24 protein-coding genes are annotated in these 26502 nt (G+C 35.1%); 9 read left to right on the forward strand and 15 right to left on the reverse strand.

The annotated features are described in order from the left end of the window. Both ACE1OF_RS09300 and ACE1OF_RS09305 read left to right on the forward strand, forming a co-directional pair. The gene (locus tag ACE1OF_RS09300) at nt 1-1587 is read left to right on the forward strand and encodes an ATP-binding protein (RefSeq protein WP_448894056.1); all 1587 of its coding nucleotides are present in this window, start codon (nt 1-3) and stop codon (nt 1585-1587) included. A 107-nt stretch (nt 1588-1694) separates the two neighbouring features. Continuing rightward, nucleotides 1695-2384, forward strand: a complete 690-nt coding sequence (locus ACE1OF_RS09305) for a hypothetical protein (RefSeq protein WP_448894057.1) — start codon at nt 1695-1697, stop codon at nt 2382-2384. Nucleotides 2385-2570: 186 nt separating this feature from the next. On the opposite strand, the gene ACE1OF_RS09310 is transcribed toward ACE1OF_RS09305, so the two are convergent. Together ACE1OF_RS09310 and ACE1OF_RS09315 are read right to left on the reverse strand one after the other, a co-directional pair. Beyond that, nucleotides 2571-3011 carry an N-acetyltransferase family protein gene (locus ACE1OF_RS09310; RefSeq protein WP_448894058.1) on the reverse strand — a complete coding sequence of 147 codons (441 nt, stop codon included), beginning with the start codon at nt 3009-3011 and terminating at the stop codon, nt 2571-2573. Nucleotides 3012-3027: 16 nt separating this feature from the next. Beyond that, a complete protein-coding gene (locus tag ACE1OF_RS09315) occupies nt 3028-3450 on the reverse strand; it encodes a rhodanese-like domain-containing protein (protein ID WP_448894059.1) in 423 nt (140 codons plus the stop codon). 191 nt (nt 3451-3641) lie between these two features. Here ACE1OF_RS09315 and ACE1OF_RS09320 point away from each other — a divergent pair, with 191 nt between their 5' ends. Continuing rightward, nucleotides 3642-4511 carry a LysR family transcriptional regulator gene (locus tag ACE1OF_RS09320; RefSeq protein WP_448894060.1) on the forward strand — a complete coding sequence of 290 codons (870 nt, stop codon included), beginning with the start codon at nt 3642-3644 and terminating at the stop codon, nt 4509-4511. Nucleotides 4512-4670: 159 nt separating this feature from the next. Here the strand turns inward: ACE1OF_RS09320 and ACE1OF_RS09325 are convergent, their stop codons facing one another. The 5 genes from ACE1OF_RS09325 to ACE1OF_RS09345 form a co-directional block, all read right to left on the reverse strand. After that, the gene (locus ACE1OF_RS09325; RefSeq protein ID WP_448894061.1) at nt 4671-4865 is read right to left on the reverse strand and encodes a hypothetical protein; all 195 of its coding nucleotides are present in this window, start codon (nt 4863-4865) and stop codon (nt 4671-4673) included. 11 nt (nt 4866-4876) lie between these two features. Next, complete coding sequence (locus tag ACE1OF_RS09330) at nt 4877-5113, reverse strand: hypothetical protein (protein ID WP_448894062.1); 237 nt, start codon at nt 5111-5113, stop codon at nt 4877-4879. Nucleotides 5114-5148: 35 nt separating this feature from the next. Further along, on the reverse strand, nt 5149-6405 hold the full coding sequence (locus tag ACE1OF_RS09335) for an MFS transporter (RefSeq protein WP_448894063.1): 1257 nt from the start codon (nt 6403-6405) through the stop codon (nt 5149-5151). 2 nt (nt 6406-6407) lie between these two features. Beyond that, nucleotides 6408-7190, reverse strand: a complete 783-nt coding sequence (locus ACE1OF_RS09340; RefSeq protein WP_448894064.1) for a ribonuclease H family protein — start codon at nt 7188-7190, stop codon at nt 6408-6410. A 92-nt stretch (nt 7191-7282) separates the two neighbouring features. After that, the gene (locus tag ACE1OF_RS09345; protein ID WP_448894065.1) at nt 7283-7573 is read right to left on the reverse strand and encodes a hypothetical protein; all 291 of its coding nucleotides are present in this window, start codon (nt 7571-7573) and stop codon (nt 7283-7285) included. A gap of 206 nt (nt 7574-7779) precedes the next feature. Between ACE1OF_RS09345 and ylqF the strand changes: the two genes are divergently transcribed. Further along, nucleotides 7780-8712 (forward strand): ribosome biogenesis GTPase YlqF, encoded by a 933-nt coding sequence (gene ylqF / locus ACE1OF_RS09350; RefSeq protein WP_448894066.1) that lies wholly within the window; start codon nt 7780-7782, stop codon nt 8710-8712. Nucleotides 8713-8750: 38 nt separating this feature from the next. Further along, nucleotides 8751-9212 carry an HIT domain-containing protein gene (locus ACE1OF_RS09355; protein WP_448894068.1) on the forward strand — a complete coding sequence of 154 codons (462 nt, stop codon included), beginning with the start codon at nt 8751-8753 and terminating at the stop codon, nt 9210-9212. A gap of 206 nt (nt 9213-9418) precedes the next feature. Here ACE1OF_RS09355 and ACE1OF_RS09360 read toward each other — a convergent pair whose 3' ends face one another. Next, nucleotides 9419-9928 carry a hypothetical protein gene (locus ACE1OF_RS09360; protein WP_448894069.1) on the reverse strand — a complete coding sequence of 170 codons (510 nt, stop codon included), beginning with the start codon at nt 9926-9928 and terminating at the stop codon, nt 9419-9421. 141 nt (nt 9929-10069) lie between these two features. Next, nucleotides 10070-10942, reverse strand: coding sequence for a LysR substrate-binding domain-containing protein (locus ACE1OF_RS09365; RefSeq protein WP_448894082.1), 873 nt, complete (start codon nt 10940-10942; stop codon nt 10070-10072). A gap of 916 nt (nt 10943-11858) precedes the next feature. Here ACE1OF_RS09365 and ACE1OF_RS09370 point away from each other — a divergent pair. Both ACE1OF_RS09370 and ACE1OF_RS09375 read left to right on the forward strand, forming a co-directional pair. After that, the gene (locus tag ACE1OF_RS09370) at nt 11859-15185 is read left to right on the forward strand and encodes an MHYT domain-containing protein (protein ID WP_448894070.1); all 3327 of its coding nucleotides are present in this window, start codon (nt 11859-11861) and stop codon (nt 15183-15185) included. Nucleotides 15186-15209: 24 nt separating this feature from the next. Beyond that, entirely contained in the window at nt 15210-16193 is a 984-nt protein-coding gene (locus tag ACE1OF_RS09375; RefSeq protein WP_448894083.1) for a response regulator, read from the forward strand. A 255-nt stretch (nt 16194-16448) separates the two neighbouring features. Here the strand turns inward: ACE1OF_RS09375 and ACE1OF_RS09380 are convergent, their stop codons facing one another. The 3 genes from ACE1OF_RS09380 to ACE1OF_RS09390 all read right to left on the reverse strand — a co-directional run bounded on the left by ACE1OF_RS09380 (nt 16449) and on the right by ACE1OF_RS09390 (nt 19908). After that, entirely contained in the window at nt 16449-17300 is an 852-nt protein-coding gene (locus ACE1OF_RS09380) for a universal stress protein (protein ID WP_448894071.1), read from the reverse strand. A 10-nt stretch (nt 17301-17310) separates the two neighbouring features. Continuing rightward, nucleotides 17311-18801 (reverse strand): SulP family inorganic anion transporter, encoded by a 1491-nt coding sequence (locus ACE1OF_RS09385; protein WP_448894073.1) that lies wholly within the window; start codon nt 18799-18801, stop codon nt 17311-17313. Nucleotides 18802-19173: 372 nt separating this feature from the next. Continuing rightward, on the reverse strand, nt 19174-19908 hold the full coding sequence (locus ACE1OF_RS09390; RefSeq protein WP_448894074.1) for a hypothetical protein: 735 nt from the start codon (nt 19906-19908) through the stop codon (nt 19174-19176). Nucleotides 19909-20037: 129 nt separating this feature from the next. Here ACE1OF_RS09390 and ACE1OF_RS09395 point away from each other — a divergent pair, with 129 nt between their 5' ends. Beyond that, complete coding sequence (locus ACE1OF_RS09395) at nt 20038-21144, forward strand: efflux RND transporter periplasmic adaptor subunit (protein WP_448894075.1); 1107 nt, start codon at nt 20038-20040, stop codon at nt 21142-21144. Further along, nucleotides 21141-24248: an efflux RND transporter permease subunit gene (locus tag ACE1OF_RS09400; RefSeq protein ID WP_448894076.1), complete on the forward strand. Its 3108-nt coding sequence runs from the start codon at nt 21141-21143 to the stop codon at nt 24246-24248. Before ACE1OF_RS09395 ends, ACE1OF_RS09400 begins: the two co-directional genes overlap by 4 nt. An 83-nt stretch (nt 24249-24331) precedes the next feature. Here the strand turns inward: ACE1OF_RS09400 and pheA are convergent, their stop codons facing one another. The 3 genes from pheA to ACE1OF_RS09415 all read right to left on the reverse strand — a co-directional run. After that, nucleotides 24332-25507 carry a prephenate dehydratase gene (gene pheA, locus ACE1OF_RS09405; protein WP_448894077.1) on the reverse strand — a complete coding sequence of 392 codons (1176 nt, stop codon included), beginning with the start codon at nt 25505-25507 and terminating at the stop codon, nt 24332-24334. Between the two features lie 206 nt (nt 25508-25713). Next, entirely contained in the window at nt 25714-26100 is a 387-nt protein-coding gene (locus ACE1OF_RS09410; protein ID WP_448894078.1) for an MAPEG family protein, read from the reverse strand. Nucleotides 26101-26148: 48 nt separating this feature from the next. After that, the coding region (locus tag ACE1OF_RS09415; RefSeq protein WP_448894079.1) for a penicillin acylase family protein at nt 26149-26502 on the reverse strand (354 nt) is incomplete at its 5' end.

Here is a 26502-nt window from a genome sequence, read left to right on the forward strand (position 1 = left end):
ATGTTTAAAGCGTTTTTGGGTTTATGGGCCGTGGTCTTTCTACCGTTGTTTTTTTTACTTTTCCCATCTTCTTACAGCCCCATCACTATACTTAATGAGTATACAGAGAAAAATCGCTATGTAGGTATCTATGAAGGTACCTTTTATTTGATTGCCAATCGACTAGATACAATAGATGAAAACTTATGGAAAGATGATGTACAGAGTTTATCTAAAGAATTTGGTTATGGATTATCACTGAAGAGGTTGAGTGACTGGCAAAGTGATATTACACAATATCAATCACTTAGCAATGGTGAATTTGTTTTTATAAACGATGAACCAGAATTATTGATAAAACGAGTAGAGCAAACCCAATGGGTCATTGTCATGGATGTTGACAGTTCACAAGAAGAAAATATATATCGAGGCAGCAAAGGTTCATTATATTTACTCCAACAAGAATTTAAGTTAAAAGATAAAGATAGTTGGTCTGACAAATTGGTTGAATTAAACACGCGCTTTGCTTTTAAATTATCAATTTTGCCCAAATCATCTTTAACCATAGAGCAAAAGCTAGTAAATAAACTTAGCAACTATGAAATGATTTGGTTACCTAACCAAAATGAAAGGTTAGATTTTTATTTTTTATTACCCGATTCGACCCATGTTATTAAGGCAGAAGAAATTCATGTTTCCGGCATAAGTCCTATATTCATTATAGTCATTTTGCTAGTCTTTGTTTTGATCATCTCTATAGCCATGTTTTTATGGGTTTCTCCTCTTTGGAAAGATCTGTCAAAACTTAATATTATTGCGACTAAGTTTGGTGATGGCGCGCTTGATGAAAGAGCACTAATTACCAAGAATTCTACAGTATCACAACTTACTTCATCCTTTAATAAAATGGCAAATAAAATTGAGCAATTGTTTTCTAATCAAAAAGAATTGACACGCGCCATAGCACATGATTTACGTACCCCCCTGTATCGACTTAGGTTTGCTTTTGAAATGATTAAATCAGACGATGCTACGCAAAATGAAAAAACAAATTACTTTGATGCAATTGACAAAAGTATTGATGATTTAGATCAGTTGATTAATCAAACATTAGTTTTATCACGTTACAATAACACAGTTGATTTAACGTCTTTTGAAAATCAAATTTTTGCAAAGATACTTCAAGAAGAAGTAGATTATTTTAAATTGGAAAGTCCTAGTTTTATTGTAGATTTGAATATTAGCGATTCGTTAATAAATCGAGAAATATTTGTTGATAAACGAGCAATGATTAGAGCGATTAATAACTTAACTTCTAATGCTAAGCGTTTCGCAACGAAAAAAATATCAATTAATTTTTATGCAAATCTCACCTATTACTTCCTCTCTATTGAAGATGATGGCCCAGGTATTCCAGCCTCAAAATGGGAAAATGTTTTTGCACCTTTCTCGCAGTTAAATAATGAACAACGAGAGTCAGGAATGGGGCATGGATTAGGTTTGGCTATTGTTAAGCAAATTATGAAATGGCACGAAGGAGAAGTTAAATTATCTGACTCAGCGTTAGGTGGTGCGAAATTTGTAATGCTTTGGCCAATTTCGCAATGATACTAGCTGTCACAAACTGTCACAGTTCGTCCACACTAGTACATACAAACTGCAAGTTTATTTATTTATACTTTTGTCATTACTTTAAATAGACGGATGGAATAATAATGAAAACAATTAACTCAAACAAAATAAAGAGCACGGCATGTATACTTTTATGTGCTTCTGTTTTAGCAGCATGTGGTGGTACCTCAGCTGAAATTGATAAAGATATTAATGATGCCGAAAAAAACAACAGCTCAGTGTTTACCCTTGTGAATGCAACGGATGACATGGTGAATTTCTATGCGAAATACATTGGTATCAGTGAAAGTATCTATCAAAGTGAATATGAAGTTGCCAGTGTAATAAATGATGAATCTAGCACGCAAATTATTTACCAATGGAACGATGCGTTGAGTCGAACAAGCATCGCTATTACCGATACGAACACTCAAACTTTGAGAGCGACTGATGAGTACAACTTAATCAATAACCAGGCTTATATTGGTATCGCTTGGCTTGATGAAGGTGAATATGCCATTAATTTAGTTGAAGCTAATAATAACACTACAGAAAATGACTATACGGTTAGGTTTTTTACTTCCACAGATCAAACTCTACACTTTGATGGTAGTAATTTGCCCGAGATTATAGCCGAAAAAGCTCAAATAACGAGTTCTTTCTCATTTGATAATTGTGCTGATATGGAGTTGATTAACAATATATCAGCAAATTTCTGTCAAATAGCTAATGTTGGAAACAGCTATATTGCGGTGATTAAAGCGAATGGTGACGTAATTTTTACTCAAGAATAAATGGCTTTCAAAGATACACGTAAGTACTTTATTTTAATATAACCTATTTGTTTCTCCAAATACTAACTTTAGTAGATGTAAGGTATTTTAGTTCAAGCCTGACAGTCGCAAAAGCTACCAAAGCGGTCGTTCAACATTTAATTGATAACGTCCATTTACGCTTCAAATAAACGAATACTGACTCATTTAAGACCAATAAAATCGTTGTTTGTTTTTACTCTCAGCACCTATTGATGAATAAAAACCTGAAGCGTTTATGTTTTCTACAGGCGTTTGCCATTGCAATTTACTGATACTTATTGAATTACCGTACTCCCTTGCTAAATACATAAGCTTTTTACCTAATAATTTCCCCCTAGCTTTTGGCGTCAAGTATAAGCAATCAACATAAAGATAATAATCCATATCCCATGTTGAAAATTGTTTGATAACACTTAAATAACCTATAATTACATTTTCATACTCAGCAACAAAAATCTTCATAGGATATTCATCAAGGTTACTTAATGCTTGCTTTTGATTTGACACATGCAAAATACAAGATTCATATTCTGCATGCTTTTTAAATAACATATACAGTTGTTCTGAATCACTATTTTGTGCTTCACGAATAATAGTATTGCTCATAATCTTGAGGTCTTTTTTAGGACTGAGCACTAGCTTGTTTTCGGTTTACAGGGTAACGCTCAAAATCTTCCCAATAATGTATACCGCCTATCATTTCTTTAACAGGGAATCCTAAAGATGATATTTTCATTGCCGCTTTGGTTGCACCATTACAACCAGGGCCCCAACAATAAACAACAAAAATAGTTTTTTTATCATACTGATTAAAAGTCGCTTCGTTAATTTCACTATGAGGCATGCTAATAGCAGTAATAGCATGACTTTTATCAAATGCGTCTTTTGAGCGAACATCAAGTAATAGATAGTTATTATTACCAGCTTTAATATCAGCATAAACATCTGAACAATCTGTTTCAAAGCCTAATTTATTAGCAAAAAAAGTATTTGCTAGATCACTAGTTGCGGGGTTAAAAGCAAGTACATTGGATGAAGTAGACATCATAAATCCTTATTAAAAATTAAATAGTGAAAGGTTAATTGATTAACAAGTTAAGATAGTTATTACTAAAACACCATTCACGATATCTGAATAGTGTTTTCATTATTTATGAATGCTATTTTGTCATGCTATTAGGTATAGTGGTTTATTGCTATGAAAAATTTTACTGTACAAATAATAACGAGGTTTTGATGGAATTTTATCATTTACGCTCTTTTGTCATTGTAGCTAAAATAGGTAATTTAACTGCGGCTGCTAAACAGCTATGTTCGACCCCTCCAGCTATCAGCGCACACATCAAAAGTCTTGAAGAAGAGCTTAAAACCAACTTGTTTATTCGCTCTAGTAAGGGGATGAGTTTAACCAGCCAAGGGGAGTTATTGTTAAATAAAGCGGAAGCTACGCTTAATTCAGCTATTGATATGGTTAATTTAGCTGCGGAAAATCAAAATGAAATTATTGGCGATTATAAGTTATCTATTAATCAACAACCCCCTCAATTAAAACTAACGAATTTATACCAGAACATTAGTGAAAACTGTCAAGGTATTAGCCTTAGTGTATCCACAAGATCAACGGGTAAAGCAATTGAAGAAATTCAAAACAAAATTATTGATGGAGGGTATGTTTATGGCAATGTGCCTGAAGATTTATTTGCTATTAAAATAAAAAAGCAAAACATTACCACTATTATCCCTTTCTCAAGCAAGTTAAACGACAATACAACGATAATTGAGCTTACAAGCCAACCATGGATAAAAATGGGTGCATATTGTCCTTTTGATGAAGCTTTAAAAAATAAACTTCCAAATCACAATTTAGCAAACATTAACACAAGTGATGATAATACACGCTTATCACTTGTTACATCAGGTTGTGGAATAAGCTTTTTAGAAACTGAAGTGGCATTACAGGCCGCATCAAAAAGACAAGTAAATATACTGCAACAATTAGATTTCGCTATCGATTTATTTTTTGTCGTTCACAAAAATAGAATGAATGAGCCTGTAATTAAAGCAATTGTTGAAGAAATAAAAATACTTTGGGATATTAGAAGTTAACTAACGTTTGCCTATTATTTTAACTCAACGAATCAATTATTAACGGCAGCAAAGAGCTTAACCCCGCCCTTGACTCAAGCCTTATGTAAAAGCACACAAGGGCCTAAATACTCTTTATTGACATCATTTTTATTATTTATAACAACTCAATATTTGTTTTTATTGGGTTAGGTATTTTTGATAACCATTAATACCAAAATACCTAACCGATTTTTTCTGAGTTAACTTTTTAGCAATAAGCAGTTCGTCACAATAAATTCGCACCACTTGCTTATCACCGTTTGAATCTGTGTCGTAACAGTGATTGTCATTGTCTCTGAGGTTATCAAATTCAGTTTTCATGATTAATTTCATGCGCTGTTAACCTACAAATTATTTATATCTTTTTGTACTTGATAGCCTTCATCAGTCACTATTTTTTCAAGTACTTGTACACGCTCGGTTAGTTTTTCAACTTGTTGTCTGAGTTGGCTACTTTCTTCGTCAGCTGTTTTACTGTGCTTTAACGTTTTTGTTTTAAATTCGATATGTTTTTTATATATTTCATACATAACGCCAAAAACAACACAAACGATAACTACAACCATAGTTGTTCCACTCATTACCTATCTCCTTTCAATAATATCTCATTAATTCGTTAACTACTTTGCAATTGCTGTTTTTTGTCTTGACGTAAATAAAGTATATTGACAACAAATAAAGCCACAAGCATTGGAAGGCTAGTTAGTACTACATAATGCCAACCACCGGTAAACAATACCCAACCAGCCATAAGTGATGCAAAGGCTTGAAAACCAAATAAAACAAAGTCGTTAGTAGCTTGCACTTTATGACGCTCACAAGGGCGATAACTTTGTGGCAATAAAGATGTTCCAGTTAAAAATAAAAAGTTCCAACCAATACCTAGTAGCACCAATGCCCACCAATAATGCATTACCTCTTGACCTGAAAAGGCAATTAAGGCAACAACAATATAAATGATAGTGCCTAATTTAAGTAAACCTTTCAATGCAATTTTTTTAACCAGCCAAGGCGTTAACAACGAAGGTATATACATTGCGGCAATGTGGCTTTGTATTACCCATTTAGTTTCTATTAAACTATGACCTTGCATGTGATGCATACTTAACGGTGTTGCTGTCATTAAGTAACTCATCAGGGCATAACCTATGGTAGCCGTGCAAATAGCAATAATAAAAATAGGCTGTTTGATAATAACTGTTAAGGGCCTTGCTTCACCGTCATTTGATGTTTCTTTGATTTCAGGCTCTTTAAAAAACACCATAATGAGCGCGGCTAAGCCAATGAACAGTGCTAATAATAGAAACGAGCCAGTATAACCATGAGGTGAAGCAACCCAATCTTTCGCGGTTACCGCAATTTCAGGGCCTAAAAAGGCTGCGAATACACCACTTAACATTAAAATGGCTAATATTTTGGGAATATCATCTACATTATTGGTACTTTCTATTGCTGCAAACCTAAGTTGTTGAGTAAACGCGCCGCCAATACCAAATAAGAAACTTGCTAGTGCAAACAAGTTAAATATTGCTAACGTTGTAGCTAAAACAGCTAATAGTGCAGCCACCAAAAGGCAGCTAAATCCGCTAAATATCGCAAACTTTCGCCCTTTAGCTTTTGCAATCATAGCGCCAGGAATAGAGCCAGCAGCAACACCTAAAATCATCAAACTAATAGGCAAGGTGGCAAGAGATGCATTGGTAGTTAGTTCACTTGATAATAATCCCCCAATAAAAACAATTATTGGGGCAGAGCACATGACTAAAGGCTGCGCCATAAAAAGCAGACTAATATTTCTAGGTAAACTAAACTTTTTTGTTAGTAACAGGGCTGAAATTACAATGAGTACTAAAATGATGACTATGTTTATCATAATTAGCCAGATTCCATGGCTAAAATAGTTTTAATATCAAGTTCACCCTGATACTTCTTCAAGGTTTCTTGCTGTTGTACTCGGGCTAATACTGCCATACGATCAGATAATTCATTACCTTCAATATTGGCATGGCCTTTTACATGGCTGATCACTAATTGTGTTTTGATTTCTTGATAAAGCGAGAAACATGCTTTAATTAAGTCTAAATTTTTGATTTCTTCGCCTTTGCCACGTGTCCATCCTTTTGCTTGCCAACCTTTTGCCCATTTTGTGATGCAATCAATTGAATATTTTGAATCTGATAGTACTTGTACTTTTTCAACTTTTGACAAGCATTTTTTAGCTAACTTGAATGCATAGAGTAAACCATTTAATTCTGCGGTATTGTTAGTACCATTAGCTTGGTACAAACCATAATACAGTGCGCTGATTTTTCCTTGCTGATAAACGGCTAACCCCGTACCTGATTTCCCTGGGTTAGGTGAACAAGCACCATCGCAATATATTTGAACTTCAGCTGTTTGTATTTTATTTATTGTCGCTGTGCTCTGGCTGATATTAGGCGATTTTTTAGCTGAAACAGTGCTGCTTTTATTATCTGTAGCACGTTTCATTAAGGCTTTGGTGTAAGTTGATGCAAAGGCAGCTTCTGCTTCAGCTTTGGAAGGGAAGCCCATAAATTGAGCATCAGATCGCCCCTGAGTGTGGTTTTGAACTTCGCTCCACGTTGAAAAAACACCTGTTTTAGCGCCTTTCCAGACAACATAAAATTTTCTACTCATACAAAAATTTATCTATATTTTATTAATAATATTGCGTGCTATTATCAATAAAATATCTACTTATAGCTAGAAAAAAAGCCTGATAAGCGTAACTAGATTATTATGCGCAATTCTTTTTGGTGACGACGGTTCTTATTTTGGCGAGATTCTATATAGCGCCCACGTTCTTGGTTTTCTTTGCGTCGATCTCTGCCTGTACGGCGCTCGCTTTCTTTTTCTATGACAGGAGCCGCTTCAGCCAATTCTTCAGGTTTTTCTTCTGAGCTTGACTCATCATTTAATAATACTGTTTGGCGATATTTGTTTTTTTGTTTTTTATCTTTAACCAATTGTTCAGTTTGTGCAATATGGCTGAGATAGGTTAAATCGTTTATATACTTCATATAATTTATATTTATACACAAGAGATTAAAGGGTTACCCTTGAGTACATCCCCCACATTTTTTGATACTTGTCTAATTAATCGGCATATAAATGAAAAAGTTTAATCTTTTTCATTATTTTTATTTTAGTTTTCGATTAATCTTTGTGCCTAAGCTAAACCTTGCTAAAATTCATTTATTAACTTTGTTCAACGTTAGGATATTTCATGGCAATTAACTGGTTTCCTGGTCATATGCATAAAGCTCAAAAAGAAATCAAAGAGATTTTGCCACAAATAGATGTAGTAATAGAGGTTTGTGATGCCCGTTTACCATTTAGCAGTGAAAACCCTATGATCACTGAAATAAGAGGAGATAAACCTCTTATTAAGGTTCTCAATAAAAGTGATTTGGCTGATCCAGACAAAACAGCTATATGGCTCAACTATTTAGAGTCTCAACATAATGTTAAGGCTATTGCTTTAACTACTGAAAATGCATCAATAGCCAAAACCATTCCTAGCTTGATTAAAAAATTGGTGCCTAATAAAGATGAAGAAGGTAAACAAATTAATGCGGTAATCATGGGAATTCCTAATGTAGGCAAATCAACTTTAATAAATACCTTAGTGGGTAAAGCTAAAGCAAAAGTAGGTAATGAACCCGCTGTAACCAAAGGGCAACAGCGCATTAAGCTAGAAGAGGGGGTATATCTTTTTGATACACCAGGGATGTTATGGCCAAAAATTGCGAATGAAAATAGTGGCTATCGTTTAGCTGTTTCTGGTGCTGTTAAGGATACTGCGTTTGATCATGACGATATTGCTTATTTTGCCGCTGAATATTTACTTAAAGCTTATCCAGAACGCTTAATGGAACGGTATAAATTAAGCGAGTTGCCTTTGCACGAAGAAGATTTGATTGAAGCGATTGGTAGAAAACGTAGCTGTATTAAAAATGGTGGTCATGTTGATATGCATAAAGCTTCAGTGATTTTAATTAATGAGATACGAGATAAAACACTGGGCGTTATTACGTTTGAAATGCCAGAAAATATAGAAGATGAAAATGCCTATTTTGCAGAACAAGAAGCAAAAAAAATTGCAGCCCGTGAAGCTAAAAAATTAGCGCGAGGACGAGGCAGAAAAAACAAAAGATAGTATCAGTATTCTCAGTAACCGCGCTTAAGGAAAATACAATGTCAGAAAATACATCGTTAGAAAATACGCAACCATTAGATACGTTTGCTTTACATCCACAATTAGCACATGATTGTTTTGAACTAGCAGAGTTTCCTCTTTGTAAATTACTGTTGTGTAATGATAGTACTTATCCTTGGTTTATTTTGGTGCCTAAAGTGGCAGATGTTTCTGACATATATCAACTAGATTGGCAGCAGCAGCAGCAGTTGTTAAATGAGTCAAGCTTGTTAAGCGAGTTACTTATGCAAGTATTTGAGGGAGATAAAATGAATGTTGCTGCACTGGGTAATGTTGTGGAACAATTGCATATTCATCACATTGTTCGGTTTCAAACTGATAGTAGTTGGCCTAAACCCATTTGGGGACAATTACCCTTAACCCCTTATTCAGACGATGCATTAATTAGGCTAAAAGAAAAATTATTACCCAAGTTGGCTGTGATTTTTCAGCCGAATTAACCTTTTCAATGCATTAAGCAAGTTAAATACACTAAGCAAGCTATTAACTTTGTATGATAACGAAAGCTAAAGCCGTTATATATTAGGCAGTCAGATTTAGAACAAAATTCAGAGAAAAATATGCGGGTCTCAATGTGTAAGGATGAACCTAAAGTCATTTTTAAACATGAGACAGCGCTATTTGGCATATATTTATTGATTAACATTTACTCTGATAGCTCAGCTGTAGGCTCTGTGTTTGAAATGGGTAATTGTAATCTCATATGGACTAAGTTATTACTCGTAATTGGGTTGTTATCAATAGCAACGGCAGCTTCAAAATCTGACAATGCTTGTGTTAATTGGTTTTGTCTAAATCTAGCGACACCACGATTACTATAATTAAGGGCTGTTAAATATTTAACTCTTTTTTTTGTTTCTGGCATTGACTCTAAGCTTTTGATAGCTGATGTACAGGCTGACTCAGATTTACTATTTTCATTTGACTGTAAATAGGCAACACATAAGTTCATTTTACTAGCATAAAATTCTTTGTATTTTTTGTTCGTGGTTAATTTTTCTATACTTGAGGCGATTTCACCTTTAGTGATATCTACTGTACCAATAGCACCTTTTACTACCGCAACTTTAAACGTTGTGTCGTTCGCTGCAGCACTATTGATTATGCTTAATAATAAAGTAGTCAATATTGTTTTTTTAAACAAAGACTTATTCATGTTCATTTTCTCCATCAGGTTATGTATCTTGTTGATACATAACTAATATAGAGATAAGGTTAGCCACTGACAAACGATCAAAATAAACCCATTAGATGAATAATATTCATGTGTAGTTAACCCGATAAAAACATTTAATTATTAGGCTGAAAAATTGTTTTTAACCCACTCAGCAAATAGTGAAAGTTCAGGTCGTTCATCCATGTTTTCATGTTGAATGAGGTAATATTTATCATTAGTATACAATTCTTCATCGAACAGTTTGATTAATAGTTCTTCGCTAAACCAAGCCTTACTCATTGGTAAGGGAATTAATGCTATGCCCATACCTTGCTGCGCGGCTCGAGCGACACCAAACATACTATCAAATTGAATAATTTGTTTAGGGTCAAAATCATCAACACCATTTTTATCGGCCCATTGATGCCAAGACCAAGGGCGCGAACTATGTAAAATTAATGGCGTGGTTTTTAAAGCAGAAAATCCAGTAGTTTTTAATTTTTTATACAGTTTTTTATTACAAGCAGGTGCATAACGTATAGGAAACAATTCATGAACAATGTTGGCATTTGGTTTGCCATTAGCAAGTACAATCGATAAATCTGCTGATTGCGACTGTTCCTTGCTTGATTTAACTGTTTCGAGTTGCAAATTAATTGTAGGATTACTTTCAGACCATAATGTTAGGCTTGGAACAAATAATTCACTGGCAAAAAACTCCGGTAAACTAATAATAATCGTTTGATTTTGTTGTTTTTGAGTGAATTCAGATATGGTTGATTCCAACTGGTGAATTATAGGCTGAATCGACTGATAGAATTGTTTTCCTGCACTGGTGAGTTCAATTGTGCGAGTACCGCGTTTAAAAAGAGATGTGCCTAATTGTGTTTCCAGTTGTTTGATTTGATGGCTTACAGCTGATGGCGTTAGAAATAATTGTGAAGCAGCATGTTTAAAGCTTAAACATTTTGACGCAACGCAAAATGAGCGTAGGCCACGTATTGGTGTTTGTATTGACATAGTAAATATTTTTTAAGAATGACGAACTATTATAGCAAAACTCAAGCCGAATTTTAAGGTTTTGATAATTAAGAGTTATTTTTGAAATATGAACTGATTTGATACGTGGTGCACTATAATGACGTACTATAAAAGTATTTTTGCACCAAAATGACGTTTTTTACGTTTAGAAAAAAGTCCGAAAAAAAAGGACATCAATTGATGTCCTTAAAATAAAACAAGTTAATCATATAAAAACGTTTTAAAAATCGGGGAGACTTAAAAACAAGTTAATCATATGGTTATTTCTCATCTATGACAAACGAGAAAAATTCATTTAATAGATTAGTTATTTTCACTTGTTAAGCTATAGTAATTACAAAGTAGTTATGTTGAACGGTTAATGCTTTTTCTACATTATTTTACGTTATATGTATTTTACGAATTAATATTATGTGAAAAATATATTTATTCTCTTTGATAGTTTTAACTGCTTTTTATGAGTGGAAGCTATATAAAAATGTTTTTAGGCAGGTTTTTAGACAGCGAAATAATATTGTCTAAAACTATTAGAAAAAAAAGGACATCAATTGATGTCCTTAAAATGTAACAAGTTATCATATAAACACGTTTTAAAAATCGGGGAGACTTAAAAACAAGTTAATCTTATGGTGATTTATCATCTATGACAAACGAGAAGAATTCATTCGACAGATTAATTTTTTTCATTCATGTAAAAAAGGTTTGCTGTATGACTTTTGTAAGATTTATTATCCCCTCTGCTATTTGGATATAGGATTTATTGATTGCTTTAAATTGTGATAAAGTTCTGTTTAAAGGGCTGTTGTATCAGAATTTTTTACCTCAATAGTCTACAATACAATTGTCCAGCTATATAACAATCATCTAGAAAAAACATTAGTATATATTTATGATAAAAAACAGTCTTGAGCTTTTCCAATACTCAGATGCCAATTTACTTTTAGCTTCCGAATATAACCCTTTGCTAGTGGTTCTCTCAATCTCTATCGCTATTTTTGCTTCTTACATGGGGCTTCAAGTTGCTTCTCAAGCAGCGAGAGCGTCATTCGTGCGTAAGCATGTTTATTTATTTATAGGCAGTTTAGTTTTAGGGTGTGGTATTTGGTCTATGCACTTTATAGGTATGCTGGCACTAGAGTTGTGCACAGCAGTGTCCTATCAATTTAAGTTGACTATAATGTCAATGATACCTGCAATTGCTGCTTCGTGGGTCTCACTGAATTTAATTACTCAAGGTAACCTTAAACACTTTCAATTAATCATTGGAGGCATATTGGTTGGTTTTGGTATCGGTGCAATGCATTATATTGGTATGGCTGCAATGGAAATGACACCGTTGCTTCGTTATGATTTATCAATATTTGTTGTTTCTATTTTAGTCGCTATTATTTTGGCTATCTTATCGCTTTGGGTCAGGTTTGGCCTTGATGATATAGGTAAAATTCAACTCAGCCGTAAACTAAAGGTGATTATATCAAGTTGTGTAATGGGAATGGCTATCTCTGGTATGCACTATACAGGTATGGCGGCAGCACGATTTGTGTTACCTCCTGGCTTTGAAACATCAAAACAAACGGATGATATTTCACTTTATCTAGCAGTTGGCATTAGCCTTGTTACCATCTTTGTTATTTCGATAGTATTAGCGGTTAATTTGATTTTTAGATATAAAAATATTTCAGCTAAAGCACTACAAAATGAAAGACGACTTTCGGCTATTATGGAAACAGCAGTGGACGGTATTATTACTATTAATGCCAAAGGCATTATTATTAGTGTTAATAAAATGGTGACATTATTATTAGGGTGGAAAAGTGAGGAGTTACTCGGTAATAATGTAAAAATGATTGTACCAGCACCATTTCAACATGGTCATGACCAATATATTGAAAACTATTTACAAACGGGGGTTGCAAAAATAATTGGCGCAGGACGTGAAGTAGAAGCCATGACAAAAAGTGGTGAAAAAATACCTATGCGTCTTGGTATTGGGCACGTTAAAGTAAATAACCAACATATGTTTGTTGCTTTTATTTCTGATTTGCGTGACCGAATAAAAATGGAAACAACACTACGGGAAAATGAAGCAAGAATTCGTTCTCTACTCACTAATATTCCTGGAATAGCTTATCGATGTATTGATGTTCCAGGTTGGCCTAATCTTTTTATTAATGATGAGGTTGAAAAAATAACGGGGTATCCAGCGCAAGACTTTTTATTACCTGATCCTAAACGAAGTCTAGGTGATTTTGTTCACCCAGATGACTTTAGCATAATTGAAGCAACGGATTTACGTCATCCCGATGGGTATCAGATTGAGTATAGGCTTATTGATCGATATAACACGGTAAAATGGATGTTGGGCTATGGTCGCGCAACCAAAGTTGAGAACAGTAAAAATTACTATCTTGATGGTTTTATTATGGATATTAGTGACCGAAAAAAAATGGAATCAGAAATGGTTACGGCTAAGGAAAAAGCTGAAAAAGCAGCAGAAACACGAGCAGCATTTTTAGCTAATATGAGCCATGAAATTCGGACACCTATGAATGCTATTATTGGTTTTAGTGATATTCTACTTGATAGTGAATTGGATAATAAACAAGATAAATATCTTAATACAATCAATCAGTCAGCTAAATCATTACTACATATTTTGAATGATTTGTTAGATAGCGCAAAATTAGAGAAAGGAAAGTTTCAATTAGAATATCGCGATTTTTCGCTTGTTGAAGAGGTTGATGCTGTGGTTTCTACTTTATGGTTAGAAGCTCAGAATAAAGGATTGGAAATTAGTCTCAATATTTCTCCTAAAGTACAGGGATATTATAATGGTGCGCCTGATCGTATCCGTCAAGTTTTAACCAATTTGTTAGGCAATGCTATTAAATTTACACAGCAAGGCACTATTGAAATTAGAATTGAAATGCTAGCAGATCAAACCATTCAATTTGTTATTAAAGATACAGGCATAGGCATGACCCCTTCACAGTTAGAAACGATATTTGACGCATTTGCACAAGCAGACGAGTCAATGAGTCGACGTTTTGGAGGAACGGGGCTTGGTACAACCATAAGTAAACAATTAGTTGAATTAATGGGAGGGAATATTACCGCGACGAGTATTGAAGGAGAGGGAACTGAGTTTAGCTTTACATTACCCTTAAAAGCAATTGAGTCTATAAATAATGGAACAGAACAATACAACTCCCAAGCGTTGTCGCCTCTTAATGTCCTTGTTGTTGATGATATTGATCAAAATATTGAATTGCTCTCTTTAATACTTAAACGTCATGGTCATACTGTATTTGAAGCTAGGGATGGAGAACAAGCCTTAGTTCAAATGGAAAATAACGGCATTGATATTGTACTAATGGATATTCAAATGCCTGTTATGGACGGCTTAACCGCAGCTAAATTCCGTAGAACATTTGAAGCTAATAATAATTGTAATAGAATCCCTATTGTTGCGCTAACAGCGAGCGTATTACCACAAGATAGACTTTCTGCTGAGCAAGCTGGTATAGATGGCTTTGCTAATAAACCTATTAATATACGAGAGCTTTTTAATGAAATTGCTAGTGTGCTTAAGTTACAAAATATAACCGTTGACGCGAATGATATGGTGGATAAATCAACATTAAAAATAGATGTTGATAGCGGGATTACGTTATGGGGTTCTAAAACTAACTTTTATGCGGAATTAGGTCGGTTTATAAAACATGCTGAATCTGAACTATGTACTCTTAACGACTGCTTAACTGATAATGATTGGCAAACATTAGAACAATTAGCACATAAGTATAAAGGTAGCGTGGGTAACCTTGCTTTGAATCGTTTGATGAAGATGTTTGAGTTATTAGAGCAGTCAACACAAAAGCGTGAAAGGGAACGTAGTCAGCAAAATATTATTGATATTGAAACTGAATTCCGCATTATTAAAGATTGTGTCATAAAAAGGAGTGATGGGACAGATGAAATTATTCAAGTTGATCCAAGTGTTAGTGACGAGAGTATAAATAACCTGATAGAGCTCTTACAACAGCTTGAACACTGCGTGCAAAATAATGAATTCGATGATGCACTTTTGGATAAACTACAAGCGTTAAATTCAGTAAGCCCTAAAGAAATTAATGAGATTATTAATGCATGTAATGATTTTGAATTTTCATCTGCTGCTGATTTAGTTAATGTATTAATAAGTAAATTGGAATAGATAATAGGAAAAGCTATGGGAAAAATGCAAGGTAATAGGCAACTTGTGTTAGTGGTAGACGATGAGCCTGCTAATTTACGTGTACTTAATCAATTATTAAATGATACTTATAAACTGGTGTTTGCAAAAAGTGGCCAGGAAGCGCTACGTTTAGTTGAAAAAGAATTACCAAATATAATTTTGCTCGATGTTATGATGCCTGAAATGACAGGTTATGAGGTCTGTGAACAACTTAAGAAAAACACAAAATTTAAATCTATTCCAATTATTTTTATTACCGCATTAAGTGATCCCACCGATGAAGCTAAAGGCTTAAATTTAGGCGCTGTAGATTATATATCTAAGCCTATTTCTCCAGCGGTTGTTAAGGCTAGAGTGAAAACACATTTATCTTTAGTTGATGTTGATGAGCTTAAAAAAAGTCGATTAGAAGTTATACAACGTTTAGGGCGAGCTTCTGAATATAAAGATAACGAAACGGGCATGCACGTTATGCGGATGAGCCATTATTCCAAAGTGATTGCTGAGGCCTATGGTTTTTCAAAAGCGGACGCTAATAATTTATTTAGTGCAGCCCCCATGCATGATATTGGTAAAATAGGCATTCCTGATAGCATTATGCTAAAACCAGGTAAGCTTACCGAGGAAGAATTTTCTATTATGAAAAAACATCCTGAAATTGGAGCAGAAATTTTAGGAGAATCTGATTCTGGTTTGATCGCGTTAGCCAAAGTAGTGTCATTAACCCATCATGAAAAATGGGATGGAACGGGGTACCCCAATCAGCTTGAGGGAGAAAATATACCCATAGAAGGAAGAATTGTTGCATTAGCTGATGTATTTGATGCGCTCACAAGTGTTCGCCCATATAAAGACGAATGGCCACTAGAGAAGGCAATGGACTTTATTCGTAGTCAAAAAGGCAAACATTTTGATCCAGAATTAGTTGATTGTTTGGATCAGCAATTAGATAAAATTCTTATGATTAAAGAGCAATGGAAGGATTGACGATTTTAGATATTTTGCTGAACAACGAGTTATTGAAATAAGCACCTTGTATTTGGCAATTTTTTCTACGTATAAAATAGATCACTTAATTAATGAAACGCCGCTAATAATATAAGTCTTTTTATTGATCTGGAATTAATTAAAATATTAAGTCGTTTTTTAAATGCTGTAAAAATTGTGATTTTTGCTCTTACTAAACGCAAAGAGGAAAGTTGTTATAACTTTCCTCTTTATATTGTATTCAGCGTTAAGTGATTACCGTAAAACAATGAGTGGTATATGGGTTTGTTCCAGCATTTTTATTGTATTACTACCAACAAAAAACTGTCGAATTTTAGAATGACCGAATGCTCCCATAATGACGAGTTCAATATTATGGTCTTTTTGATAGGTCATTAATGCCTCGTTTATGCTTCCTTTCAAAAATGCAGTTGTTACGTTAAAGCCTTTTTCTGTTAGTCGAGCTTTGGCATTATCAAACTTACTTATCAAGGCTGCTTCGTTATTTTTCACCGATACTAAATGACAATTAACCCCCGCTAATAAACCACTGTCGAGCACTTTTTGTAATGCTCTGTCAGCAGACGCTCGGCCATCGTATGCAATCATAAATGATTTAGGAGCAGTAAATGTATTAGGAACAATCAGCACGGGTTGTTCAGATTTTCGTAATAGGGTCTCAATATGTGAACCAAGTACTTTAAAGTCACCATCATGTTGTAAGCCACTTCGACCAATAACAATAAGTTGACTGTCTTTTTCAACGTCTAATACAGCATCAACAACATCGCCATGACGTTGGAGTGATTCAACGTGTTCAATACCCGAGTTTTTAGCTGATGAAGCCACAAATTCAAGTAATTCCTGTCCTAATTGTAAGGCAATTTTAGCTTTTTGCTCGTCTAGCTTTGTCATTTCTTCAAGTAAGCTAGAACGTGCTCCTAAGCCAATTGCCCCTGTGAAATCGTCAGCGCCGTGTTGTTGCTCTTTCTCTATGGTGTGTAAAAAACAAATGGTTTTATTGAGTTTTTTAGCAGCCCAAATACCTGCGTCAGTCACTGACTGAGTAATAGAAGAACCATCGATACAAGTAATAATTTTATTCATTGTTTTCTCCTTAGTGACCGCCCAATAGTTTATCAACTTCATTTGGGGTATTGTGTACCCCAAACTTATCTACTACGGTTTCGGTGGCTTCATTCATTCCGATGATATTCACAGTAGCCCCTTCACGACGGAATTTAATGACCACTTTATCTAATGATGACACAGAGGTAATGTCCCAAAAATGTGCATCGGTTAAATCAATAACAACATGACTTGCTGCTTCTTTAAAGTCAAATGATTCAATGAATTGTTCGGCCGACGCGAAGAAAATTTGACCTACAACTTTGTAAGTACGTATGTTTTTTTCTTGTGAAAAATCAGATTTAACCGCCATAAAGCGGCCAATTTTATTAGCAAAAAAGAGTGTTGCTAGCAACACACCTATCATAACGCCAATAGCTAAATTATGTGTAACTACAACAACAACAACGGTTGCGATCATTACGATGTTGGAGGAGAGAGGATGTTTACGTAAGTCTGTTATTGATGACCATGAAAAAGTACCGATAGAAACCATGATCATTACAGCCACTAATGCAGCCATCGGAATTTGTTTTAACCATTCATCAAGAAATACCACCATTACCAGTAGAAAAGCACCTGCTATAAAGGTAGAAAGTCGTCCTCGTCCACCAGATTTCACATTAATAATTGATTGACCTATCATGGCACAGCCAGCCATTCCACCAAATAATCCAGCACCAATATTAGCAATGCCTTGGCCTTTACATTCTTTGTTTCTATCGCTGCTTGTATCGGTTAAGTCATCTACAATGGTTGCTGTCATCATAGATTCAAGTAAACCAACAATAGCAAGACCTACAGAGTATGGAAAAATGATTGTTAGTGTTTCTAATGTTAGTGGAATATCAGGCCATAAGAAAATAGGTAATGTGTCAGGTAATTCGCCCATATCACCTACGGTACGTATATCTAAACCGATAATCATTGAAAAAATTGTTAAACTGACAATACAAACTAATGGAGAGGGTAACACTTTACCCACTTTGGGTAGATATGGGAAAAGGTAAATAATGCCTAAGCCCGTTGCTGTCATGGCATATACATGCCAAGTGACATTGGTTAGTTCGGGTAGTTGAGCCATGAATATGAGTATAGCTAAGGCATTAACAAAGCCTGTTACAACTGAACGAGAAACAAAACGCATTAATTCGCCAAGGCGTAAAAAACCAGCAAATATTTGTAGTACACCTGTTAATAATGTCGCGGCAAGCAAGTATTCAAGGCCGTGATCTTTAACTAAAGTAACCATTAAAAGTGCCATTGCACCTGTGGCAGCTGAAATCATACCAGGCCTTCCACCAACGATAGAAATAATAACAGCAATACAGAATGAAGCGTATAGCCCGACTTTGGGATCAACACCAGCAATGATAGAAAAGGCAATGGCTTCGGGGATAAGGGCTAATGCCACTACGATACCCGCAAGCACATCACCACGAATATTAGAGAGCCAGTCTCTTTTAACGTGTTCGAGCATGCAAAATAACCTAATTGTTTAAGTCCTCAAACGAGAGGAATGAATAAAGCGTAAACGCAAGTGTCTCGCGAAAGATGCGAGTAGGGCGCTCAACATAAGCGAGTGCAGGAAAAGAAATAGGCCTAGGGCGGCGTAAATGCCAAGTTCAACTCCATACAACATAAATTTAAGGGGATAATATACAAATACTTTGTGTTTTACAACCATAAATTAGAATGCATAATAAAAATTAATCAAGTTATTCAATAACTTAATGTTTTTAATTGATAAGTTATCTATACTTTTTTATGTACTTAATTAACATATCATTATGTTTGAGCAAGTAAAATCAATGTTTTACATGTTAAATAAACAAGATTTAGTGGATGTAAATTATTTAACGTTGAGTAAACTAAGTAATATTTCGCCGCCTATTTGGTTTAAAGTTAAGCCACCTTGTTCACCAATAGCTGATAATTTTATATTATTTTTAAGTATTGTTTTTGTGGTGTCAGACTCGATTATGTTGATCTCTAAATTTTTGATATGAATAGCTGCTATTTTAATTTTTTGCTGAGGCTTTCCTCGTGCTTTTTTACTTTCAGTATGCTCAACAATGGGGCCAGCTTGGGGATGCTTTTTTGCATATTCTATTGCATTAAGGTCAGGATGATTTTCAGCATACAATTTAGCACTTATTTGTGGGTATTGTTGAGGGTAGTCATTGGCAAGTTTTGTCGTTATGTTTTCAATAAGTTTATCAATATTTGTTCCCTGATCCGTTTTTTCTATATTTAGCGTAAGCCTATTTAACGTTACTTTATGTATATTTGTTAACTTTGCCTGTGATTGAGTTGGCGATAATTCAACAGAAATTTCATCAATAGTGAGTGCATTTTTAGCTTGATAGTGCTCAATGTTAGCTAAGTGAATCCCTTTAAATGTCGCTATGCCTGAATTGGTTGAAAAATCAGCCTGTGTAACAGTTGTTATTTGTCCTGTGTAATAATGCCCCTGTAAAGTAATTTGACTTGCTAAATATTCATTGAGTGAGTTATTGGCTAAATACCAAAGCATGGTGCTAAAAAAGAGTAATAAGGCGAATGCAACGACGGCGAGTTTATTCAAGAGTTGATCTCTATTTGCGATTAATAGTTGATATTTTAAGATAAATTGTTGGTTGGGTAAATGCCATAATTGATTCTTTACGTTATAATCATAATGCATTCTTACTATAATAATTCGAGATCTTCATTTATGTCTAATGACAACTTTATTGCAAACCGATTACCGTTATTTATTATTTTATTTTTACTCGTTGCTCTTATTATTTATACACAATGGCCTGAAACAGAACAAGACACGCAAGAGTACAAACGTGTTGTTTCAGTTAAGGTAATAACACCGCAATGGACTGAATTTAATAATGGTATTGAAGCAATAGGTACAGCAAGAGCCAATGAACAAGTGCTGATTAGTAGTAAGTATTCAGATTTAGTTGATCAAATATTGTTTGAAGATGGCCAGTTAGTAAAAAAAGGTGATGTACTTGTTCATTTAAATAGCCAAGAAGAGCAGGCTAAAGTAAATGAGTTAGAAGCTAATTTATCTGAATCAATGGCACAGTTGAAACGTTTTGAAGACTTACTTACCTCAAAAGCTACGTCTAAGTCATTAGTAGACCAACAAGAAGCTAAAACTAAAGCAATTGCAGCACAGCTGCAAAGTGCGCGTACTAAATTAAATGATTTGTCTATTAAAGCACCGTTTGATGGCATTTTGGGGTTTAGAGAAATAAGTTTAGGCGCTTATATAGATGCTGGAAGTGTGATTACAAGTCTGGATGATTTATCTGTAATTAAAGTTGATTTTAATTTACCAGAGCGTTATTTAACGACGATCAGGCATGGACAGTCAGTTATTGCACTCAACTCGGCCTACAAAGGTCAACAATTTATCGGTAAAGTTACTTCAATTGATACACGCATTAATCCCGTAACACGTACGTTAAAAGTACGGGCAGAAATTGTTAATGATGATTTATCTTTACGACCGGGTATGTTGCTTAATATTGAGGTTGTAAGGCAAGTAGAAAACCTACTGCAATTACCAGAGAGTGCCATTATTCCGATTGAAGACAAACATTTTGTTTTTATTATTCAGCAAGGAGATGGACAAGAACAAAGTGTTATTAGGAAAAGTGTAAGTTTGGGAAGGCGACTTCCTGGTTTTGTTGAAGTACTTAAAGGGGTTGATCAAAATGATCTTGTAGTTATTGAGGGTGCATTAAAATTAAGTGATGGCACGGTAGTAAAAATAATTAATGCACCAGAAGTACTTAATGTAGAGGATAAAGCCAAGTGATTTTATCTGACCTTTCTGTAAAAAGACCCGTTTTCGCAACAGTCATAAATTTACTTATTATTACGTTTGGTATTGTCGCTTTTTTGATGTTGCCATTGAGAGAATACCCTGATATTGACCCGCCAATCGTTAGTATTAATACAAATTATCCAGGGGCTTCTGCTGCCATCGTTGAAACAAAAATCACCCAAGTACTTGAAGACAGAATTAGTGGCGTAGAGGGAGTTAAATCCATTACGTCTAATTCGAGAGTAGGGCGTTCAAATATCACTATTGAATTTCATTTAGATCGTGATATTGATGCCGCAACAAACGATGTTCGTGATCGTATTTCACGCGCACTGAATAATATTCCAGAACAGGCTGATCCTCCTGAAGTATTTAAAGCCAATGATGATGAAAATGTTATTGTTTGGTTTGTTCTACAGAGTGAATCAATGACAACATTGGAATTAACTGACTACGCCAATCGTTATATTGTTGACCGTTTTGCTGTTGTCGACGGTGTTGCACGTGTACGTCTTGGTGGTGGTCGTACTTACGCGATGAAGATTTTATTAAATCGATCTGCTATGGCTGCACGTAACGTTACCGTTCAAGATATTGAATCAACATTACGTAGTGAAAATGTTGAGTTACCTGCAGGGCGAATTGAGTCAATCGACCGAGATTTTTCTATTCGTGTACAGCGAAGTTATTTAACACCTCAAGACTTTTCAAACATGGTTGTTACCCGGGCAAATGATAACTCGCTTGTGCGCATGGGAGATATTGCTAAAGTGAGTATTGATGCCTTAGATGATGAAAATATGTTTCGAGGCAACGGTAAAAATATGGTGGGGCTAGGTATTATTAAACAGTCTAAAGCCAACACGTTAGAGGTAGTGAAGTCAGCTCGTAAGGAAATGTTATCAGTACAAAGCTCATTACCCATGGGAACAACAATTACGAACAGCTATGACTCTTCTGTTTTTATACAAGGCTCTATTGAAGAAGTTTACAATACGTTGATGATTGCTATGTTAATGGTTGTGTTCGTTATTTTCTTATTCTTAGGTAATATTAGAGCAACTATTATTCCAGCGCTGACAGTACCTGTGGCATTAATCGGCTCAATGATGACTTTATCTTGGTTTGGGTTCTCGATTAATTTACTTACTTTATTAGCGCTTGTTTTAGCTATTGGCCTTGTGGTTGATGATGCTATTGTAGTACTAGAAAATATCTATCGTCGAATCGAAAATGGACAACCACCGTTAATTGCTGCTTACGAAGGCGGCAGAGAAGTCGCTTTTGCCGTTATTGCAACAACACTAGTTTTGGTTGCTGTATTTGTACCATTGGTATTTTTATCAGGAAATGTTGGCAGGTTGTTTACTGAGTTTGCCATTGCAATTGCAGCGGCTGTAGTTTTCTCTAGCCTTACCGCGTTATCTTTAACGCCGATGTTGTGCTCTAAAATGTTGAAGCATAAAGAACGTAGTTCTTCTTTTGGTCAGTTTTTAGATAGAAAATTTGCGCAAATTGAAGCTTCTTATGGTCAGGCACTTTCAAAAAGTATCCATCAACCTATCCTTATTATCAGTATTATTGTTTTATCACTTGTAGCTGTTTATTTGTTGTTTATGCAATTGCCTTCAGAATATACCCCTAAAGAAGACAGAGGGAATTTATTTATTGTGATGCAAAGTGCAGAAGGGGCAAGTTATGAAAATAACGTTAAAAATATGCAAAGTATTGAAGAAAAACTGTTGGCATATAAAGAGCGAGATGAGCTTGACCGAGTGATTGTTAGAGTACCTGGTTTTGGTGGAACTGGTGGCATTGCCATTGTAGGGATGCCAGATTGGGGGGAGCGTAGTTTTGATACTTTTGAATTTATTGGTAAAATAAATGAAGAATTGAAAAGTATTACCGATGTTAGGGCTTTTGCGCTTATGCGCCGTGGTATAGGTGGTGGTGGAAGTGATTCGCCCGTGGCTTTTGTTTTACAGGGGAATACCTATAGCGAGTTAGCAAAATGGCGTGATATTGTGATTGAGGCAGCACAAAAAAATCCTAACCTCACCTCTATTAATAGTGACTATAAAGAAACGTATCCACAATTAATGGTGAAAATTGATCGTGACAGAGCATATGACTTAGGTGTTCCTGTTGGTGATATTGCAGAAACATTAGAGACAATGTTAGGACAACGCCGAGTTACAACGTTTGTTGAACGAGGTGAAGAATACGATGTAATTATTGAAGGGGATGAAAAACAATACCGTAGCCCTACTGATATTGACAATATTTATGTGCGTTCTCCTACAACAAATGAACTGATCCCTTTATCCAACTTAATTATTATAAGTGAGGAGGCAACGTCATCACGATTGAATCGCTATAATCGTTTGCGTAGTGTTACTATTACGGCAAATTTAGCGGATGGGTACGCATTAGGTGATGCTTTAGATTTTCTAAAAGATATTGCCGACCATCAACTACCTGATGAAGCTCAAATAGACTACAAAGGTCAGTCATTGCTATTAAAAGAATCGGGCAGCTCTATTTTGTTAGTGTTTGTTTTAGCCTTATTGATTACGTTTTTAGTGCTTGCAGCACAGTTTGAAAGCTTTATTCATCCTTTTGTTATATTGTTAACCGTACCTTTAGCGCTAGTTGGTGCTTTTGCGGGACTTGAACTAATGGGAATGAGTTTAAATATATACAGCCAAATAGGTATTGTAATGCTGATTGGTTTAGCGGCCAAAAATGGTATTTTAATTGTTGAATTTGCTAACCAATTACGTGACAAAGGTGTTTTGTTTGAACAAGCTTTAATTAATGCTGCGCAGCAGCGATTGAGACCGATTGTTATGACCACGTTTACCACTGTAATTAGTGCTGTTCCTTTGGTTTTAGCTTCAGGGCCAGGCGCTGAAAGTAGAATGGTGATTGGCGTGGTTATTTTTGCGGGAGTATCATTGGCAAGTATTTTTACTTTGTTTATTGTGCCAGGGGCTTATTATTGGCTTTGTCAAAACACGGGTTCTCCTCAAGCTATTGCTAATGAAATAGCAAAAGAGCAAAAAGCATTAGCTTTGAATAAAGAGAAGTTGTAAGAAGCAATAATTTGCTAAAATGGCTAAAAATCCGCCTATGTGGTTTGTGTTTATAGACTCACGTAGGCGGTAATTTGAATAACTTAAATTGCGTTGCTTGGTACACTTGTAGGGCTGATATGTTCAATAGGGTAGCAGCCTAATACTTTAATAAAATTTGTGTGCTCTGTAATTTCACTGATTGCTTCTTGTAAAGCAAAGTGTTTTAAATTAGCTTCAACATCAATATAAAACATTTCTTCCCATGGGCGACCTTGAATTGGACGTGATTCAAGTTTGCACATGTTAATACCTTTTTCTTTAAGCACTAACAAACATTCAACCAAAGCCCCTGCTTTTTGACCTGTAGCTAAAATAATGGCGGTTTTAGCTGGAATTTGTTCTGCAACATCAACGGCCTTTCTTGCAACTAAAATAAAACGAGAGTGGTTTTCATTTTGGTTGGCAATAGACTTCTCTAATGCTTGCAGTTGATATAATTGCCCGCCTTCTTCACTACCAATAACAGCAATAGTGTCATCCTTAAGCTCCGACACTTTAAGCATTGCATCAGCTGTACTATCACAATATTCAATACGAATACCCGTTTGTTTGTCTAAAAAATTACTGCATTGAGCAAAAGGCTGACCGTGAGCATAAATTGTTTTGATTTTATTTAAACTGGTATTTACTGCGGTAAGAAGGCAGTGTTCAATGGGTTGGGTAATTTCACCCACAATAGACAAATTAGTGTGCTGTAGTAAATCATAAACTTGATTAATACTCCCTGAGCTTGTATTTTCTATTGGTAACATGCCGTAATCTACTTGGCCTGATTCAACTTGCTGTAAAATGTCACCAAAACTTTGGCAACCAGACTCGATAATTTTCTCGGCGCGTCTAGAAAAGTATCGATGGCTCGCTAAATAACTATACGAACCTTTATCACCTAAAAAGGCAACGCTTACGGTAGGTGTTTGAATATCAGGATTTGCTAAACTTTGTAAGTACGCTTGTTGGTTTAACACAGAATCTTCAATAATTGTTTGAAAGACACTGGTAACATAATGTGCGTCTAAACCTAATTCTTTGCCTTGCTTAATTAAGCGAATTAATAATTCTTGTTCACGTTGTTGGTCACGAATAGGTCTAACTTGCTGTACTTTACTTTTAGCTACATTAAGTGTGAGCGCACGACGTTTAGCGAATAAGGTTAATAATTCCCTATCCAAACTTGTTATTTCTTTTCGTATTTCGTTTAAATCTAATTTTTCGCCCACGTTTATTTCCTATATTGCTTTGTATTGCTGTGCTGTGTAAGCAAAAACCTTTTAAATAAAGGTTTTAAATGAATTATATCTAAGCCACCTGAAACTTATATTTTAAAGTGGTTTGTGTATTTTTGGGTATTATAGAGCGCTTACTCTAGCGAGCTTGACCGATTTGTGTCAATAGTTTCTTTAGACCATTTTTTAAGAACACTGCTTTATGGGATACATTGAACAATGATACTGAAGCTACAAATAGTTGCTATAAACCAAACTAAACTACGTAACATAGCAATATTGAGTAAATAAAAAATATTATATGCTATGCGAGCACAAACATGGGCAATAGCAAGTAATTCTATATTACTGCCTGTATGGTGTGTAAAAATAGCTAGTAAGACAGCAGGAGCAAAGAGTATAAATGATTCAAAGGCATTTTGGTGTGCGGCTAACGCTCTTGCACCAAATCCAGTTAATTTACTTTGCTGATCTCTTGGATGATTATTGTTATATCCACCAAGTTTATTCATTGCAATAGCAACAGGGCCTTTTGCAAGCAATGGTAATAGTGCGGCAATAAATAAACACCAAATTAATGTTGTCATGTTCTTTTCCTTTTCATGTTTAAATCATGTTTTAGTTTAAATATGTTATTAATAGCTTAATAAAGTCAGTTTATATTTAGTTTTCCCTGGTAAAAAAGGAGAGGCATTTCCTTGTACCCAATCATTATGACCCTTACCGTAAAATGGGCTCCAAGGATGCCCTGATTGGCTTGTTGGCATATGAAAAATACCTGTTTCTTCATGTCCAGGTGAAATAACCATACGCTGTGATGCACCAAAACTTTTACCTTGTACTTTCGGCATAAAACTATCGCCTGATAATGCCATTGCGGGCATATCTAACCACCTTCCCAAAAAAGGTATCGCTTTACTTAACGGATGATTAATTTCAGTGGTACTTTGTTGTCCCCAAGTTGCTTGACTAAGTAACTGTTTATCACC

Source organism: Colwellia sp. E150_009, assembly GCF_053543955.1.